General features: G+C 70.0%; 14 protein-coding genes. 6 read left to right on the forward strand and 8 right to left on the reverse strand.

What is annotated here, in order from left to right; translation table 11 throughout:
* Positions 1 to 2: 2 nt before the first annotated feature.
* Positions 3 to 1,406 carry an exodeoxyribonuclease VII large subunit gene (xseA, locus tag NS334_RS04685; RefSeq protein ID WP_058754815.1) on the reverse strand — a complete coding sequence of 468 codons (1,404 nt, stop codon included), beginning with the start codon at positions 1,404 to 1,406 and terminating at the stop codon, positions 3 to 5.
* On the opposite strand from xseA, the gene purD reads away from it, so the two are divergent.
* From purD to NS334_RS04700, 3 genes are read left to right on the forward strand one after another with little or no spacing between them, the layout of a single operon-like run.
* The gene (gene purD / locus NS334_RS04690; protein WP_058754816.1) at positions 1,405 to 2,664 is read left to right on the forward strand and encodes a phosphoribosylamine--glycine ligase; all 1,260 of its coding nucleotides are present in this window, start codon (positions 1,405 to 1,407) and stop codon (positions 2,662 to 2,664) included. The two genes, xseA and purD, sit on opposite strands and share 2 nt — an antisense overlap.
* Positions 2,665 to 2,695: 31 nt before the next feature.
* Positions 2,696 to 3,364 (forward strand): hypothetical protein, encoded by a 669-nt coding sequence (locus tag NS334_RS04695; RefSeq protein ID WP_058754817.1) that lies wholly within the window; start codon positions 2,696 to 2,698, stop codon positions 3,362 to 3,364.
* Complete coding sequence (locus NS334_RS04700; protein WP_058754818.1) at positions 3,361 to 3,825, forward strand: GreA/GreB family elongation factor; 465 nt, start codon at positions 3,361 to 3,363, stop codon at positions 3,823 to 3,825. Before NS334_RS04695 ends, NS334_RS04700 begins: the two co-directional genes overlap by 4 nt.
* Positions 3,826 to 4,514: 689 nt before the next feature.
* Here NS334_RS04700 and NS334_RS04705 read toward each other — a convergent pair.
* Positions 4,515 to 5,810, reverse strand: a complete 1,296-nt coding sequence (locus tag NS334_RS04705; protein ID WP_058754819.1) for a hemolysin family protein — start codon at positions 5,808 to 5,810, stop codon at positions 4,515 to 4,517.
* A 145-nt stretch (positions 5,811 to 5,955) separates the two neighbouring features.
* On the opposite strand from NS334_RS04705, the gene NS334_RS04710 reads away from it, so the two are divergent.
* Positions 5,956 to 6,639: an OmpA family protein gene (locus NS334_RS04710; protein ID WP_058754820.1), complete on the forward strand. Its 684-nt coding sequence runs from the start codon at positions 5,956 to 5,958 to the stop codon at positions 6,637 to 6,639.
* A gap of 174 nt (positions 6,640 to 6,813) precedes the next feature.
* Here NS334_RS04710 and NS334_RS04715 read toward each other — a convergent pair whose 3' ends face one another.
* Both NS334_RS04715 and NS334_RS04720 read right to left on the reverse strand, forming a co-directional pair.
* Entirely contained in the window at positions 6,814 to 7,242 is a 429-nt protein-coding gene (locus NS334_RS04715) for a nucleoside deaminase (protein WP_058754906.1), read from the reverse strand.
* Between the two features lie 59 nt (positions 7,243 to 7,301).
* Positions 7,302 to 7,529: a hypothetical protein gene (locus tag NS334_RS04720; protein ID WP_058754821.1), complete on the reverse strand. Its 228-nt coding sequence runs from the start codon at positions 7,527 to 7,529 to the stop codon at positions 7,302 to 7,304.
* A 138-nt stretch (positions 7,530 to 7,667) separates the two neighbouring features.
* Here NS334_RS04720 and rpmB point away from each other — a divergent pair, with 138 nt between their 5' ends.
* On the forward strand, positions 7,668 to 7,964 hold the full coding sequence (gene rpmB / locus NS334_RS04725; protein ID WP_058754822.1) for a 50S ribosomal protein L28: 297 nt from the start codon (positions 7,668 to 7,670) through the stop codon (positions 7,962 to 7,964).
* 69 nt (positions 7,965 to 8,033) lie between these two features.
* On the opposite strand, the gene NS334_RS04730 is transcribed toward rpmB, so the two are convergent.
* Positions 8,034 to 8,996 carry an esterase-like activity of phytase family protein gene (locus tag NS334_RS04730; RefSeq protein WP_058754823.1) on the reverse strand — a complete coding sequence of 321 codons (963 nt, stop codon included), beginning with the start codon at positions 8,994 to 8,996 and terminating at the stop codon, positions 8,034 to 8,036.
* 147 nt (positions 8,997 to 9,143) lie between these two features.
* Between NS334_RS04730 and NS334_RS04735 the strand changes: the two genes are divergently transcribed.
* Positions 9,144 to 9,497 (forward strand): glycine zipper 2TM domain-containing protein, encoded by a 354-nt coding sequence (locus NS334_RS04735; RefSeq protein ID WP_058754824.1) that lies wholly within the window; start codon positions 9,144 to 9,146, stop codon positions 9,495 to 9,497.
* A gap of 173 nt (positions 9,498 to 9,670) precedes the next feature.
* Here NS334_RS04735 and phbB read toward each other — a convergent pair whose 3' ends face one another.
* The 3 genes from phbB to NS334_RS04750 are packed head-to-tail and all read right to left on the reverse strand — an operon-like array spanning position 9,671 to position 13,672.
* Positions 9,671 to 10,393, reverse strand: coding sequence for an acetoacetyl-CoA reductase (phbB, locus tag NS334_RS04740; protein ID WP_058754825.1), 723 nt, complete (start codon positions 10,391 to 10,393; stop codon positions 9,671 to 9,673).
* A 58-nt stretch (positions 10,394 to 10,451) separates the two neighbouring features.
* Complete coding sequence (gene hemH / locus NS334_RS04745) at positions 10,452 to 11,456, reverse strand: ferrochelatase (RefSeq protein ID WP_058754907.1); 1,005 nt, start codon at positions 11,454 to 11,456, stop codon at positions 10,452 to 10,454.
* A complete protein-coding gene (locus tag NS334_RS04750) occupies positions 11,456 to 13,672 on the reverse strand; it encodes a xanthine dehydrogenase family protein molybdopterin-binding subunit (protein WP_058754826.1) in 2,217 nt (738 codons plus the stop codon). Before NS334_RS04750 ends, hemH begins: the two co-directional genes overlap by 1 nt.
* Between the last annotated feature and the right edge of the window lie 121 nt (positions 13,673 to 13,793).

Raw genomic sequence — 13,793 nt, forward strand, 5'->3', positions numbered from 1 at the left:
TTTCAGATCAGGCGCGGCTGTTCGGGCTTCTCAGGATAGGCGCGGCGCGGCTTCGGCTCAACCTTCGGCGCGGGGGCGGGCGCATCCTCGACCCGCACCCCGACCGCCCCGTCGCGGAAGCGAAGCGTCAGCGCACCCGCCGCGCGCGCCGCATCGGCGGTGGTGACGGTGCCGCCGCCCGCCGCCTCGACCCGCGCATAGCCGCGCTCCAGGATGCGATCCGGGTTCAGGCTGTCGATCAGCCGCCCGGTATCCGCCAGCCGCCGCCGCGCCGTCTCCAGCCGGCGCTCCAGCGTCGCCGGGCGGATCGCGCCCGCCGCGTGGTGTAGTTCACCGCGCGCACGCGCCACGCGCCGCTCCAGCGCACGATCGCCGCGCATCCCGAGGTCATCGAGCCGCTGCCGCTGCGGCCCCAGCAGCCGGTCGCGCGTCGGCATCACCCGCACCAGCGCCGCCAGTCGCTCGCGCCCGCGCTCGACATAGCGGCGCGCGCAGCGCTGCGTCCGGTTCGCCATCACGTCCAGCGTCAGCCGCAGTTCGGCCAGCACCGGCACCGCGATCTCCGCCGCCGCCGTTGGGGTCGGCGCGCGCAGATCGGCGGCATGATCGCAGAGCGTCGTGTCGGTCTCATGCCCGACCGCCGATATGATCGGGATGGAGCAGCCCGCGACCGCGCGCACCACCACTTCCTCGTTGAACGCCCACAGATCCTCGATCGAGCCGCCGCCGCGCGCGACGATCACCAGGTCGGGGCGCGGCACCGCGCCGCCCGGCGCCAGCGCGTCGAACCCGCGCACCGCCGCTGCCACTTCCTCCGCCGCGCCCGCGCCCTGCACCTTCACCGGCCAGACCAGCACATGCGTCGGGCAGCGATCCTCCAGCCGGTGCAGGATGTCGCGTATCACCGCGCCGGTCGGCGAGGTGACGACCCCGATCACGCGCGGCATGAACGGCAGTGGCTTCTTTGTCGCGGGGTCGAACAGTCCCTCCCCCGCCAGCTTGGCCTTCAGCTTCTCCAGCAGCGCCATCAGCGCGCCGGCGCCCGCCAGCTCCATCTTCTCGATGACGATCTGATATTTCGACCGCCCCGGATAGGTCGTCAGCCGCCCCGTCGCGACCACTTCCACGCCGTCCTCGGGCCGGAACGCCAACCCCGCCGCGCTGCCCTTCCACATCACCCCGTCGATGACCGCGCTCTCATCCTTCAGACACAGATAGACATGGCCGGAGGTCGCGCGCTTGTACCCCGAAATCTCGCCGCGCAGCCGGACGTGGCCGAACTCGCCCTCCACCATCCGCTTCAGCCGGCCGGAGAGTTCGCCGACGCTCAGCGCCATCGCATTGTCGCCGGGCGTCGGCTCGGCTACCAGCCGCCCCGCCTGGGTATCGAAGAAGGGGTCGGCCATGAACATCCTGCTGGTGGGTTCGGGGGGGCGCGAACATGCGCTCGCGTGGAAGCTCGCGCAGTCGCCGACGCTGGATACGCTGTTCGCCGCGCCGGGCAACCCCGGCATCGCGCAGCATGCGACGATCGCCGACCTGGACGTGACGGATCACCGCGCGGTCGTGGATTTCGTGCGTCGTCAACAGATTGCGCTGGTCGTGATCGGTCCGGAGGCGCCGCTGGTCGACGGGCTGGCCGACAATATCCGTGCGATCGGCGTCGCGGTGTTCGGCCCCGGCCGCGCGGCGGCGCAGCTGGAAGGGTCGAAGGGCTTTACCAAGGATCTGTGCGCGCGCGTCGGCATCCCGACCGCGCGCTACTTCCGAGTCACGTCGAAGGACGGCGCGCTCGCCTGCCTCGACGATTTCGGTGAGCGGTGCGTCATCAAGGCCGATGGCCTCGCGGCGGGCAAGGGCGTGGTCGTCGCGACGACCAGCGCCGAGGCGGAGGCGGCGATCGACCACCTCTTCGCGGACGGCCCCGCCGAGGCGGTGATCGAGGAGATGCTCGAAGGGCCGGAGGCCAGCCTGTTCGTCCTGTCGGACGGCACCACCACCGCCGCCTTCGGCTCCGCGCAGGACCACAAGCGGGTCGGCGACGGCGACACCGGCCCCAACACCGGCGGCATGGGCGCGTACAGCCCGGCATGGGTGCTGACGCCCGATCTGGAGGAGCGCGCGCTGGGCGAGATCGTCCGCCCGACGATCGATGCGCTGGCCGCGGCGGGCACGCCCTATGTCGGCGTCCTCTACGCCGGGCTGATGCTGACCGCCGAGGGGCCGAAGCTGATCGAATATAACGTCCGCTTCGGCGATCCCGAATGCCAGGTGCTGATGATGCGCTACACCGGCGACCTCGCCGCGCTGCTGCTGGCGGTCGCCGAGGGGCGGCTGGCGGACGAACCCGCGCCCGCGTTCAGCGACGACGTCGCGCTGACGGTGGTGATGGCGGCGCAGGGCTATCCGGGCACGCCGCGCACCGGCGGCGCGATCGGCGCGCTGGACGCGGCCGAAGCGGACGGCGCGGTCGTCTTCCAAGCCGGAACCGCGCTGAAGGACGGGCAACTGGTGTCCAGCGGCGGGCGCGTGCTGGCCGTGACCGCGCGTGGCGCCGACGTCGCCGCCGCGCAGCGCGCCGCCTATGCCGCCGTCGAACGGGTCGATTTCCCCACCGGCTTCTTCCGCCGCGATATCGGAGCCAAGGCGCTCATCGACGGTTGATCCCCCCGATAACGAACACAGGATAGCGCTCATGGATTCAGGCTCGGGCGGATTCACGCTGGAACCGATCTCGCAGGACAATCTGCTCGTCACGCTGTCGCTGGCGCTGGTCGCGGTGCTGGCGATCCTGACCGTGATCGCGATGATCTGGGGCGCGCGGCTGAAGCGCCAGCGCCGCGCCGCCGAGGAGGAGGAACAGCGCCGGATCGAGGCGCTGAAGGCCGACGGGGTCGAGATCACCAACACCGGCGACGGGATCCCCCCGCTGGTGAGCGAGCGCCGGGCCGAGGTCGCCGCTCCGGCACCGCGCCCGGCACCGTCGCCCGCTTCCGCCCCCGCCCCCGTCGAAACGGATCATCAGGCCGCGATGCCTGACGAACCGATCGCCGCCGCCGCGCCGATGGACGCCACCCCCGCCAGCGTGGCGGCTGATGCCCCGTCCGGGGACGCGGCTCCCGGCGCCGAGTCGGTGACGATCCTCAAGGGACTCGGCCCGAAGATCGCGACGCGGCTGGCCGAACTGGGCATCACGCGCCTCGACCAGCTCGCCTGGCTCGACGATGCCGAGGCCGCGCAGCTCGACGCGCAGCTCGGCGTATTCCAGGGTCGCATGGAACGCGACCGCTGGCGCGAACAGGCGCGTCTTCTCGCGAAGGGCGATCGCGCCGGCTACGAGGCGCAATTCGGAAAGCTGGGATGAGCGTCGCCTTCCGCCGCGAGAGCGACGACGAACATCTCGAACCGCGTTTCGAGCTGCCGATCCCGCCCGGCCCGAATCTCGTCACCCCGCGCGGCCGCGCGCTGATCGAGGAGCGCATCGTCGCGCTGGAGGCGGCGCTGGCCGCCGCCGCGGACGATGAAGCCGCCAAGCCGATCGCACGCGACCTGCGCTATTGGAAGACCCGCCGCGCCACCGCAATCGAAACCGCGCCGCGCGCCGATGGCGTCGTCGGCTTCGGCAGCCATGTCCGGTTCGCGCTCGGCGGAAAGGAGCGCGCGGTGACGCTGGTCGGCGACGACGAGGCCGATCCGGCGGCGGGGCTGCTGTCCTTCTCCGCCCCGCTCGCCCGCGCGCTGATGGGCGCGGAGGCGGGCGAAGCGGTCGCCTTCAACGGCAAGGAGGATGCGATCGAGGTGCTGGTGGTCGGCAAGGAGGGCTGAGGCACACCTACGCCATTCCCCGTCACCCCGGCGCAGGCCGGGGTCCAGCCACGCAACGGCAACGACGACACGCATCGCCTCCCACGCCGCTCCGTCATGCCGGGCCCGTTCCGGCATCCACCGCGCCACACACCCACCGGCCACCGCTCGTGCGGAAACGCGGAAAGGAGGATGCGGTCGAGGTGCCGGTGCCGACGAAGGCCACTGACGCACCCTCACCCCCTCTCCCGTCACCCCGGCGCAGGCCGGGGTCCAGCCACGCAACGGCAACGACGACACGCATCGCCGCCCACCCCGCTCCGTCATGCCGGACCCGTTCCGGCATCCACCGCGCCACACACCCACCGGCTACCGCTCGTGCGGAAACGCGGAAAGGGGGATGCGGTCGAGGTGCCGGCGCCGACGAAGGCGACTGACGCACCCTTACGCCATTCCCCGTCACCCCGGCACAGGCCGGGGTCCAGCCACGCAACGGCAACGACGACACGCATCGCCGCCCACCCCTATCCGTCATGCCGGACCCGTTCCGGCATCCACCGCGCCACACACCCACCGGCCACCGCTCGTGCGGAAACATGGACCCCGGCCTGCGCCGGGGTGACGATCTGACGGCGTAACGCAGGGTCACGACACCGGAAGCCCGCAAAACTGCCGTTTGCAGGCCGCCAAAACCAAATGTCGATCCGGCGCTAAACCTCGCTCACCAGCAGCTTGTCGATGCGCCGCCCGTCCAGGTCGACCACCTCGAACCGCCAGCCCTGCTCCTCGAAACTTTCGCCTTCCGCCGGCAGCTTGCGAAACGCCGCCAGCGCCAGGCCCGCGACCGTCGCGTAATCGCGGTCCTCGGGCAGATCGATGCCCAGCCGCTCAGCCAGCGCGTCCGCGGCCATCGTACCGGCGACCAGCAGCGAGCCGTCATCGCGCTCCACGACGTTCGGGCTTTCGTCGGGATCGGCGTCGGAGACGAACTCGCCCGCGATCGCCGCCAGCAGGTTCGCCGGGGTTACGATCCCCTCGAAATGGCCATATTCGTCGTGGATCAGCGCCATCGGCACCTCGGCGCGGCGCAGCGCGTCCAATGCGTCCATCGCGTCGATCTGGTCGATCACCACCGGCGCCTTGCGCACCAGTCGCGTCAGGTCGAGCGTCTCGCCCCGGAACAGCGCCGCCGCGACGTCGCGCGCCTGCACCACGCCCACCACCGCGTCGATCGATCCCTGCGCCACCGGCAGCCGGCTGTGCGGCGTGTCGAGCAACTTGGCGCGGATCGCGGCATCGTCGAGCGCGATGTCGAGCCAGTCGACCTCGGTACGCGGCGTCATCACCTCGCGCACCGGACGATCCGCCAGCCGCACCACGCCGGAGATGATCGAGCGCTCATGCTCCTCGATCACGCCCGATTTGCTCGCCTCCGCGACGATCAGGTGCAGTTCCTCGGCCGTCACCTGATCCTCGTTCTCGCGATTGAGGCCCAGCAGCCTGAACAGCAGCGCGCTGCTGGCGTCCAGCACCCAGACGATCGGCTTGGTCAGCTTCGACAGCCACAGCATCGGCACCGCGACCAGCGCGGCGACCGCCTCCGGCTTGCGCAGCGCGAACTGCTTGGGCACCAGTTCGCCGACGATCAACGAGGCATAGGTGGTCAGCGCGATCACCAGCGCAAAGCCGATGCTCTCGGCCGTGGCATGAGTGACGCCCAGCGCCTCGATCCGCGCGGCGACCGGCGTGCCCAGGCTCGCGCCCGAATAGGCACCGGTGCCGACGCCGATCAGCGTGATGCCGATCTGGACGGTGGACAGGAACTTGCCGGGGTCGGCCGCCAGGTCCAGCGCGGTGGCCGGGCCGCGCCGGCCGGAACGCGCCATCGCCTCCAGCCGCGCCTTGCGGGCGGACACGATCGCAAGCTCACTCATCGCGAAGACGCCATTCAGCGCCACCAGCGCCAGAATGATGACGACGTCGATCCAGGGGAACGGCGGTAACATGGTTCGGAAACCCTCTTGGCGGCAAAGCGCCACCGCGACAATCCGCAAAATGACGCCCGCCCGCTTCATCCCCGATTCAGTCCGGTTGCGGAACAATCCACATCAGGATCGGGTTGACCGGTCGAATGGTACGAGAGGGAAGACAATGAAGGTTTCGTCCAAGCTGGCGGCCGCTCTGGCCTGCGTATCGCTGGTCGCGGTGTCGGCCTGCACCACCGATCCGGAGACGGGCGACCGCCGCCTGTCGAAGACCGCGATCGGCGGCATCGGCGGCGCACTGGGCGGCTACCTGCTGGGCGATCTGGTCGGCGGCCGCCGCGATCGGGCCGAAAAGATCCTGGGCGCGGGCATCGGCGGCATCGCGGGCGCGGCGGTCGGATCGTACATGGACAAGCAGGAGCGCGAGCTGCGCGAACGCACGCGCGGCACCGACGTGCAGGTCACGCGCCAGGGCGACGACCTGCTGCTCAACATCCCGTCGGGGATCAACTTCGCCTACAATTCGGCGACGGTGCAGCCGCAGTTCCGCGCGACACTCGACAAGGTCGCGTCGATCCTGTCCGAATATAACCAGACCTATATCGACGTGTACGGCTTCACCGATTCGACCGGCAGCGAGGAATATAATCTCGACCTGTCGCAGCGCCGCGCGCTGGCGGTGGCCGATTATCTGTCGAGCCGTGGCGTCCAGCCGGCGCGCATCGCGACGCGCGGCTTCGGCGAGGCCGAGCCGATCGCTTCGAACGAGACCGATGCCGGTCGCGCGGCGAATCGCCGCGTCGAGATCAAGATCGTGCCGGTGTCGCAGAACGACCTGCCGCCGCGCTGATCGCCGCTCCGACCGCGCACGCCGCCGTTGGGCGATGCGGGGCACGCGGAGATGACGGGGGCGCGAAGGCGCCCCCGTTCCTGCCTCCATCGACATCGGCAGGCGAGGCCTTCGGCGGCCACGACACCTCCGCGTCGTCCCGCGACCCTATCGTCCACTGCGGCGCTAACGCCGCTAACGGCGCGCGGCGAAGAACGCCCGCAGCAGCGCCGCTGCCTCCGTCGCCCCGATGCCGGCGAACAATTCCGGCCGATGATGACAGGTCGGCTGCGCAAAGAAGCGCGGACCGTGTTCGACCGCCCCGCCCTTCATGTCATCGGCGCCATAGTATAGCCGGGCGATCCGCGCATGGGCGATCGCGCCCGCGCACATCGCGCAGGGCTCCAGCGTGACCCACAGATCGCAATCCTCCAGTCGGTCGCGTGCCAGCGCCGTCGCCGCCGCCCGCAACGCCAGGATCTCGGCATGGGCGGTCGGATCGCACAAGGTGCGCGGCGCATTGGCCGCGACCGCGATCACCTCGCCCCCGCGCACCACGACCGCGCCGACCGGCACCTCGCCCGCCGCCGCCGCCGCTCGCGCGGCATCCAGGGCGGCACGCATCGGGGACGGCAGCGGGATCATCCCCGCCGCCTAGCCCGCTGCTCCCGGCGATGCCAGCATCAGCGCTGCTCGCCGGGCTTCTGCACCTTGATATCCGGCACCGCGACGGTCTTGTTCTCGGTGCCGACCGACACCTTCGCCACATCGGCGTCGAATTTCGGCGCGCGCCCGCCCTCGAGTCGCGGCAGCTGCGCCGTCTGCGTCTGGTCGAACTTGACGAAACCCAGCATCATGGCGGCCAGCACCACCAGCGCCACCACCCCGATCAGCACCAAAAGACTACGCATCCTCTGTCTCCCGCCTTGATTCGCTGCCGGAACAACGCGTGCTGGAGACGGCGGTTGCAGCAGTCGCGACTTGACCGATCGGCCGTGGGGGGTTATCGGCGCGCACTTTCCGGGCAACCGAAATCAGGATTAGTCACCATGTCGCGCATCTGCGAGCTGACCGGCAAGGGCCGGCAGGTGGGAAACAACGTTTCCCACGCCAATAACAAGACCAAGCGCACGTTCCTGCCGAACCTGCAGAACGTCACGCTGCTCTCGGACGCGCTGGAGCGTTCCATCCGCCTGCGCGTGTCGACGCACGGCCTGCGCTCGGTGGAGCACAATGGCGGCTTGGACAACTGGCTGGTCAAGACCTCGGACGACAAGCTGTCGCTCAAGGCGCGCCGCCTGAAGCGTGACGTCGTGAAGAAGCTGTCGGCCGCCGCCGCGGCCTGACACCTTCATCCTGCCCGTACCGATACGGCCCGCCGTCCATGACGACGGCGGGCCGCGTCGTGTTCTCGGTCAGTCGATCAGACGGAACTTGGCGAGGATCGTCTTCCGCCACGCATATCCGTCGTTGTCGGTGATCAGCCAGATCATCGTCACGCCCCGCTCTCGCGACACCGCCACGCCTTCGGCATTTTCATTGCCCAGCGTCGCCCCGAGTCGCGCCACGACCGGTCCGTGAAGCAACGCGCCCGGCCGGATGCTTGCTGCGGCGATTCGCACCAGCGCGGCCTCGAATCGCAGCGGCACCCGCCAGCGCCGGTTCAGCACCAGAACGTCTCCATCCGGCAGCACCGCCGCGTCGCTCGGCGCAAAGCCGGCGGGGGGCAGGTATCGCAAGGTGGCGACAGCCGTGCCCGGTTGGGTGGGGTCGCCCGCGAACAGCAGCGCCGGCCGCGCGCCGACCTGCCGCAGACCGCCCTCACGCAACGTCAGGAAGCGCCCGTCGACGAGTCGCACCAGCGATTCAGGCCCGCTGTTCTCGCCCCACCCCCGCATCGCCGCCGGGCGCGCCCAGCCTTCCGCGTGCGCAAGCCCGGAAGCATAGCGCCAGATCTCGTTGACCCGCTCATAGCCGATCCACGTCCGGCCGCTCGCGGGATCGACAACCATCGATTCGGTATCGCGCGCCTGTCGCCGCCAGCCGGTTTCCGGTCCGTCGTCGAGCATGCTGCCCGGCAACGTCCGGACTGTGCCACCCGCGATCCGCAGCCGCACGACCAGCCCGCCATCGGTCAGCAGAACCGCCTGCCCACGATGCAGCGCCAACGCTGAGAACCCGCCGAAACCGGCCTGATCGGCGCTGAGCACTACCGCCCCGACCGGCCGGAGCACGCCGATCCGGCGCGGCCATCCGCCGGGTGGTACGAAGCGGGTGGCGCGCACCGTCAGGTCGTGACGGTACAGCGCGCGTCGCGGCTCACCGCTCCACGGCGGTACCAGCAACACCGTCATCATCAGCGCTATCGGCCATCGCATGCCGCGTCCGTAGCCCGCTTTACGGCCGCCGCCAGCATGAACCCCCGATAACGGACGCATTCAGGCTCGGCTCAATGCGAATCACCCATAAGCCTAGTCATCGACGGGAAGCCCCGCCGACCGGAACAGCAGAACGGGAGATAGATGATGTTCAAGAATCTCGCCCTTGCCGGTGCCGCGCTCGCGATGGGTGCCGCCGCCATGGCTCCGACCGCCGCCCAGGCGCAGCGTTACTATGGCAGCCGCTATGATCGCAGCTATGACGATCGCGGCTACTATGACCGGCGCGACTATCGCGGTTCGGATCGGCGCTACAATTACAACCGCCGCTGCTCGAACGGCACGACCGGCACCGTGGTCGGCGCGATCGCCGGCGGTCTGCTTGGCCGGGTGATCGACTCGCGCGGCGACCGGACGCTCGGCACGGTGCTGGGCGGCGTCGGCGGCGCGGTCGCGGGCAATGCGATCGAGAAGTCGAACAACCCTCGCTACTGCCGCTGACGCGGCGGGGCCGGGAGTCAGGGCTTCCGGCGAGCGACAGAGTTCCCTCGCGTAGCGTTTGAGGGCGCGGGCCCGGTGCCAAATGGCGCCGGGCCCGTGTTTGGTTGCGGCAACTCGCTTCGAAATTTGTACGAAAACAAGGCGTCGCGGACTTCAGGGCGGCCCCGCGGCCGTCAGTACATGTGCTGCCCGCCGTTGATGCTCAGCGTCGATCCCGTCACGAACCCCGCCTCTTCCGAGCACAGGAACGCCACGCCGCGCGCGATCTCCTGCGCCTGGCCCAGCCGCCCGACCGGGATCTTGGCGACGATCTTCTCCAGGACCTCGGGCGGGACCGCCGCGACCATGTCCGTGTCGATATAACCCGGCGCGATCGCATTCACGGTGACGCCGGCCCGCGCCCCTTCCTGCGACAAAGCCTTCGTGAAGCCATGGATGCCGCTCTTCGCCGCGGCATAGTTCACCTGCCCGTACTGGCCCGCCTGGCCGTTGATTGAGCCGATATTGACGATTCGCCCCCATTTGCGGTCGCGCATGCCCGCAAACACGGCCTTGGCCATGTTGAAGCAACCGCCCAAATTGGTGTCCATGACCTCCTTCCACATCTCGTAGGTCATCTTCAGGATCGTACCGTCGCGGGTGATGCCGGCGTTGTTGACCAGCACGTCGACCGGCCCCAGTTCGGCCGCCACCTTCGCGACACCCTCCTGACAGGCATCATAGCCCGCGACGTCCCATTTGAACGCGGCGATGCCCGTCCGCGCGGTGAAGTCGCGCGCGCGCTCGTCGTTGCCGGCGTAATTGGCGGCAACGGTCATTCCCGCCTCCTTCAACGCGACGCTGATCGCCTCGCCGATGCCGCGCGTACCACCCGTGACGATCGCCACCCGTGCCATAAGACCCTCTCCCGAACGCCGGCCCGGACATGGGACGGTTTACAAAAACGCAATCAGCCTATTCGGCACGGCGCCAGCCTTCAAGTTCACGTGCAAGTAATGCACGCAACATCGCGACGCCTTCTGCACTATCGTTCAAACATGGCAGGTACGTGAAATGCGTCCCGCCCGCCGCCAGGAAGCTCTCCCGCCCACGGATCGCCAATTCCTCCAGCGTTTCCAGGCAGTCGGCGGAGAAACCGGGCGCCAGGATCGCGACCTTGCGGATCCCCTGCGCCGGCATCGCCTCCAATGTGGTGTCGGTCGCCGGTTCCAGCCACTTCGCGCGGCCGAAGCGCGACTGGAAGGCGACCGTCAGCGGCCGCTCCAACGCCTCGCCCAACAATCGGGCGGTCTTGCGACAATGGCAATGATAGGGGTCGCCCAGTTCCAGCGTCCGTTGCGGCATCCCGTGGAAGCTGGCGATCACCGCATCCGGCGCGAAGTCGAGTGTCTCCAGCGCGCCGCGAACGTTTGCCGCGAGCGCCGCGATATAGGCCGGATCATCATAATAGGGCGGCAGTGTGCGGATCGCCGGTTGCCAGCGCATTCCGGCCAGCGCGACAAACGCCTTGTCGTTGGCGGTCGCGGTCGTCGCCGCGCAATATTGCGGATAGAGCGGGGCGAGCAGGATACGCTCGCATCCCGCGGCCTTCATCGCGCGCAGGCGATCGTCGATCGACGGATTGCCATAACGCATCGCCCAGTCGACCAGCACGTCGGCGCCGAATGCCTCCTTCAGCGCCACCGCCTGCGCGCGCGTCACCGCCGCCAGTGGCGAGCCGTCGTCGGTCCACACCTGCTGATAGGCATGCGCGGACTTCTTCGGACGGGTGGTCAGCACCACGCCGCGCAGGATCGGCTGCCAGAGCAGCTTCGGAATCTCCACGACGCGGGGATCGGACAGGAACTCCGCCAGATAGCGGCGGACCGCGCGCGTGTCGGCGGCATCGGGCGTACCGAGGTTGATGAGCAGCACGCCGATCGTCGGGCGCGGAACGGTGGGGTGGTCGGGGGGTAGCATCACGCGCTCCTGAACGGCAGGTTGCGCCACCGCGTTCCGCCGGCGGCGAACAGCGCATTGGCGATGGCGGGGGCGACGGCGGGGACGCCCAGATCGCCGACCCCGCCGGGGTCTTCGGTGGAGGGGATCAGTTCGATCGTCACCTCCGGCACATCGGCCAGTCGTGGCAGATTGAGCTCGCCATAACGGCGCAGGCTGGCCAGACCGTCAGCGAAATGCGCCGCCGATCCGCGCGCCATCGCGACACCGAACAGCAGCCCGCCCTCGATCTGCTGGCGGACGACATCGGGGTTGATCGTCCGCCCGACATCGACCGCCGCGACCAGCCTGTCGACGCGCGGACGTCCGCCGGCATCGACCCCCGCCTCCGCCAGTACCGCGATCGCGCTGCCGGCCATGCGGTGACAGGCGATCCCCTGCCCGCTGCCCGGCACGCCGCCACTCCATCCGCCCAGTGCGGCGACCGTGGTCAGGCAGCGCGCCAGCCGCACGTCGCCGCCCAGCATGCCGATGCGATACGACATCGGCTCGCTGCCGGCCGCGCGCGCCACTTCGTCCAGGAAGCTCTCGGTGAAGAACGCATTATACCCGTCCGCCCCGCCGCGCAGATGCCCCGTCGACAACTCGATCGCGAGCGGATGATGATCGATCGCGAGCGCCGGCAGGCGATAGGGCGGCGTCGCGCCGCGCATCGCATAGGTGTCCGCCCCAGCCGGCAGCACCGCCGCCATCCGCCGCAGCGGGTCGTCGGGCAAGAGCCGCGCCGACAGGTCGCGCCCGGTTCGCGCGGCGGCGATCCGTGCCCGCCAGCCGAGGATCGCACCGTTGACCGCCAGCCGCGCGCTCATCCGCGCCCTGGCGGGAGAGCGCACGCGATCGTGGAGCAGCGCCTCGCCGCGCGACCAGCAAAGCTGCACGGGGCGGCGCAGTTCCTTCGCGAGGATCGCGGCCTGTCGCACCACCTCCACCTCCAGCGCGGCGCCGAACGAGCCTCCGACCAGCATCGGATGGATCACCACCTGATCCGCCGCGACACCGATCGCGTCGGCGGCCGCCGCCCGCGCCAGCGACGGCGCCTGCGTCGCGGCCCAGAGTTCGAGCCGATCGTTCTGCCACTGGGCGGTGGCGGCCGGCGGTTCGACGGCGGCGTGAAGCCCGGGCAGCACGGCATAGTCCGCCTCGACCAGCCGTCCGCCCGCCATCGCGCCATCGATATCGCCGACCGCAGCGACGAGACGCCCATCGGCTTTCAGCGCCGCGTCCAGCGCCGCCGTGATCGTCGCATCGTCGGGCAGTGCCGCCGGCCCCTCGAAACGCGGGGCGAGCGCGGCGAGCGCCCAATTCGCCGCCCACCAGCTGTTCGCGACCGCCGCAATCCAATGATCGTGACGTACCACCTGCACCAGCCCCGGTACGCGCTCCGCCGCCGCAAGATTCGCGGACCGCAGGCGCGCCGCCGGATGCGGCGCCTGCCGGATGCTCGCGAACACCATGTCGGGCAGCCGGATATCGGCCACGAAATTGGCCGATCCGTCGACCTTCGCCGGCACGTCGAGGCGCGGCAGCGTCGTGCCGGTGAGCCGCCCATCGTCACCGATCCGCAGCGGCAGCTCATCTGGCAGTGCGCCGCCCGCCGCGCCCTCCGCCAGTTCGCCGAAGCGCAGTCGCTGCTTGCCCTGCACGACGAAGCCGTCCGCGGTGGTGCAATCGCGCCAGTCGACGTCCCAACACTTGGCCGCCGCCTGACAGAGCAGCACCCGCGCCGCTGCTCCCGCTTCGCGCAGCGGTGCCTCGAACCGCCGCACGGATGTCGAGCCGGCGGTCAGCATCAACGCGTCGCGCGTCCAGAGCTCGTCACGCACCCGCTCCGGCACGCCGGAGAAGCCGTCGCCGAACAGCATGCCGGCGGCGAGCGGATTGGCGTACAGCGGCGAGACGGGAGCCGCCTCCACGCCGACCGTCCGCCAGTCCGCTCCAAGTTCGTCCGCGACGATCTGCGCCAGCGTGGTGTAGACGCCCTGCCCGTGCTCGCATTGCGGAACGGCCACGGTCACGCGGCCGTCGCGCGCGATCTTCACGAAGGCGTTCAACACCCGCTCGTCCGGTGCGGCGGCCAGATTGGGACGATAGGTCCGCGGCCAGACGCCCCACGCCACCAGCAGCCCGACGCCGAGACCACCGGACACGAGAAGCCTGCGTCGGGTGATCTCCGCCATGACCGCCGGTTAGCCGGACGCGCGGTCCGGCGGAAGGGGGATCGCGTCGGGAGCTGCAGGCGATCAGTTGACCTGCGCCATGGCGCCCAAACTCACCCCGGATCGTTCCGGCGACGGGCCG

Source organism: Sphingomonas endophytica (assembly GCF_001476895.1).
Lineage (GTDB): Bacteria > Pseudomonadota > Alphaproteobacteria > Sphingomonadales > Sphingomonadaceae > Sphingomonas > Sphingomonas endophytica_A.

Bases quoted from the DNA above. Each gene is read 5' to 3' on its own strand.
- xseA (WP_058754815.1), bottom strand. From the start codon at position 1,406: ATGGCCGACCCCTTCTTCGATACCCAGGCGGGGCGGCTGGTAGCCGAG.
- purD (WP_058754816.1), top strand. From the start codon at position 1,405: ATGAACATCCTGCTGGTGGGTTCGGGGGGGCGCGAACATGCGCTCGCG.
- NS334_RS04730 (WP_058754823.1), bottom strand. From the start codon at position 8,996: ATGCGATGGCCGATAGCGCTGATGATGACGGTGTTGCTGGTACCGCCG.
- rpmB (WP_058754822.1), top strand. From the start codon at position 7,668: ATGTCGCGCATCTGCGAGCTGACCGGCAAGGGCCGGCAGGTGGGAAAC.
- NS334_RS04705 (WP_058754819.1), bottom strand. From the start codon at position 5,810: ATGTTACCGCCGTTCCCCTGGATCGACGTCGTCATCATTCTGGCGCTG.
- NS334_RS04715 (WP_058754906.1), bottom strand. From the start codon at position 7,242: ATGCGTGCCGCCCTGGATGCCGCGCGAGCGGCGGCGGCGGCGGGCGAG.
- NS334_RS04700 (WP_058754818.1), top strand. From the start codon at position 3,361: ATGAGCGTCGCCTTCCGCCGCGAGAGCGACGACGAACATCTCGAACCG.
- NS334_RS04735 (WP_058754824.1), top strand. From the start codon at position 9,144: ATGTTCAAGAATCTCGCCCTTGCCGGTGCCGCGCTCGCGATGGGTGCC.
- NS334_RS04695 (WP_058754817.1), top strand. From the start codon at position 2,696: ATGGATTCAGGCTCGGGCGGATTCACGCTGGAACCGATCTCGCAGGAC.
- hemH (WP_058754907.1), bottom strand. From the start codon at position 11,456: ATGCTACCCCCCGACCACCCCACCGTTCCGCGCCCGACGATCGGCGTG.
- NS334_RS04720 (WP_058754821.1), bottom strand. From the start codon at position 7,529: ATGCGTAGTCTTTTGGTGCTGATCGGGGTGGTGGCGCTGGTGGTGCTG.
- phbB (WP_058754825.1), bottom strand. From the start codon at position 10,393: ATGGCACGGGTGGCGATCGTCACGGGTGGTACGCGCGGCATCGGCGAG.
- NS334_RS04710 (WP_058754820.1), top strand. From the start codon at position 5,956: ATGAAGGTTTCGTCCAAGCTGGCGGCCGCTCTGGCCTGCGTATCGCTG.
- NS334_RS04750 (WP_058754826.1), bottom strand. From the start codon at position 13,672: ATGGCGGAGATCACCCGACGCAGGCTTCTCGTGTCCGGTGGTCTCGGC.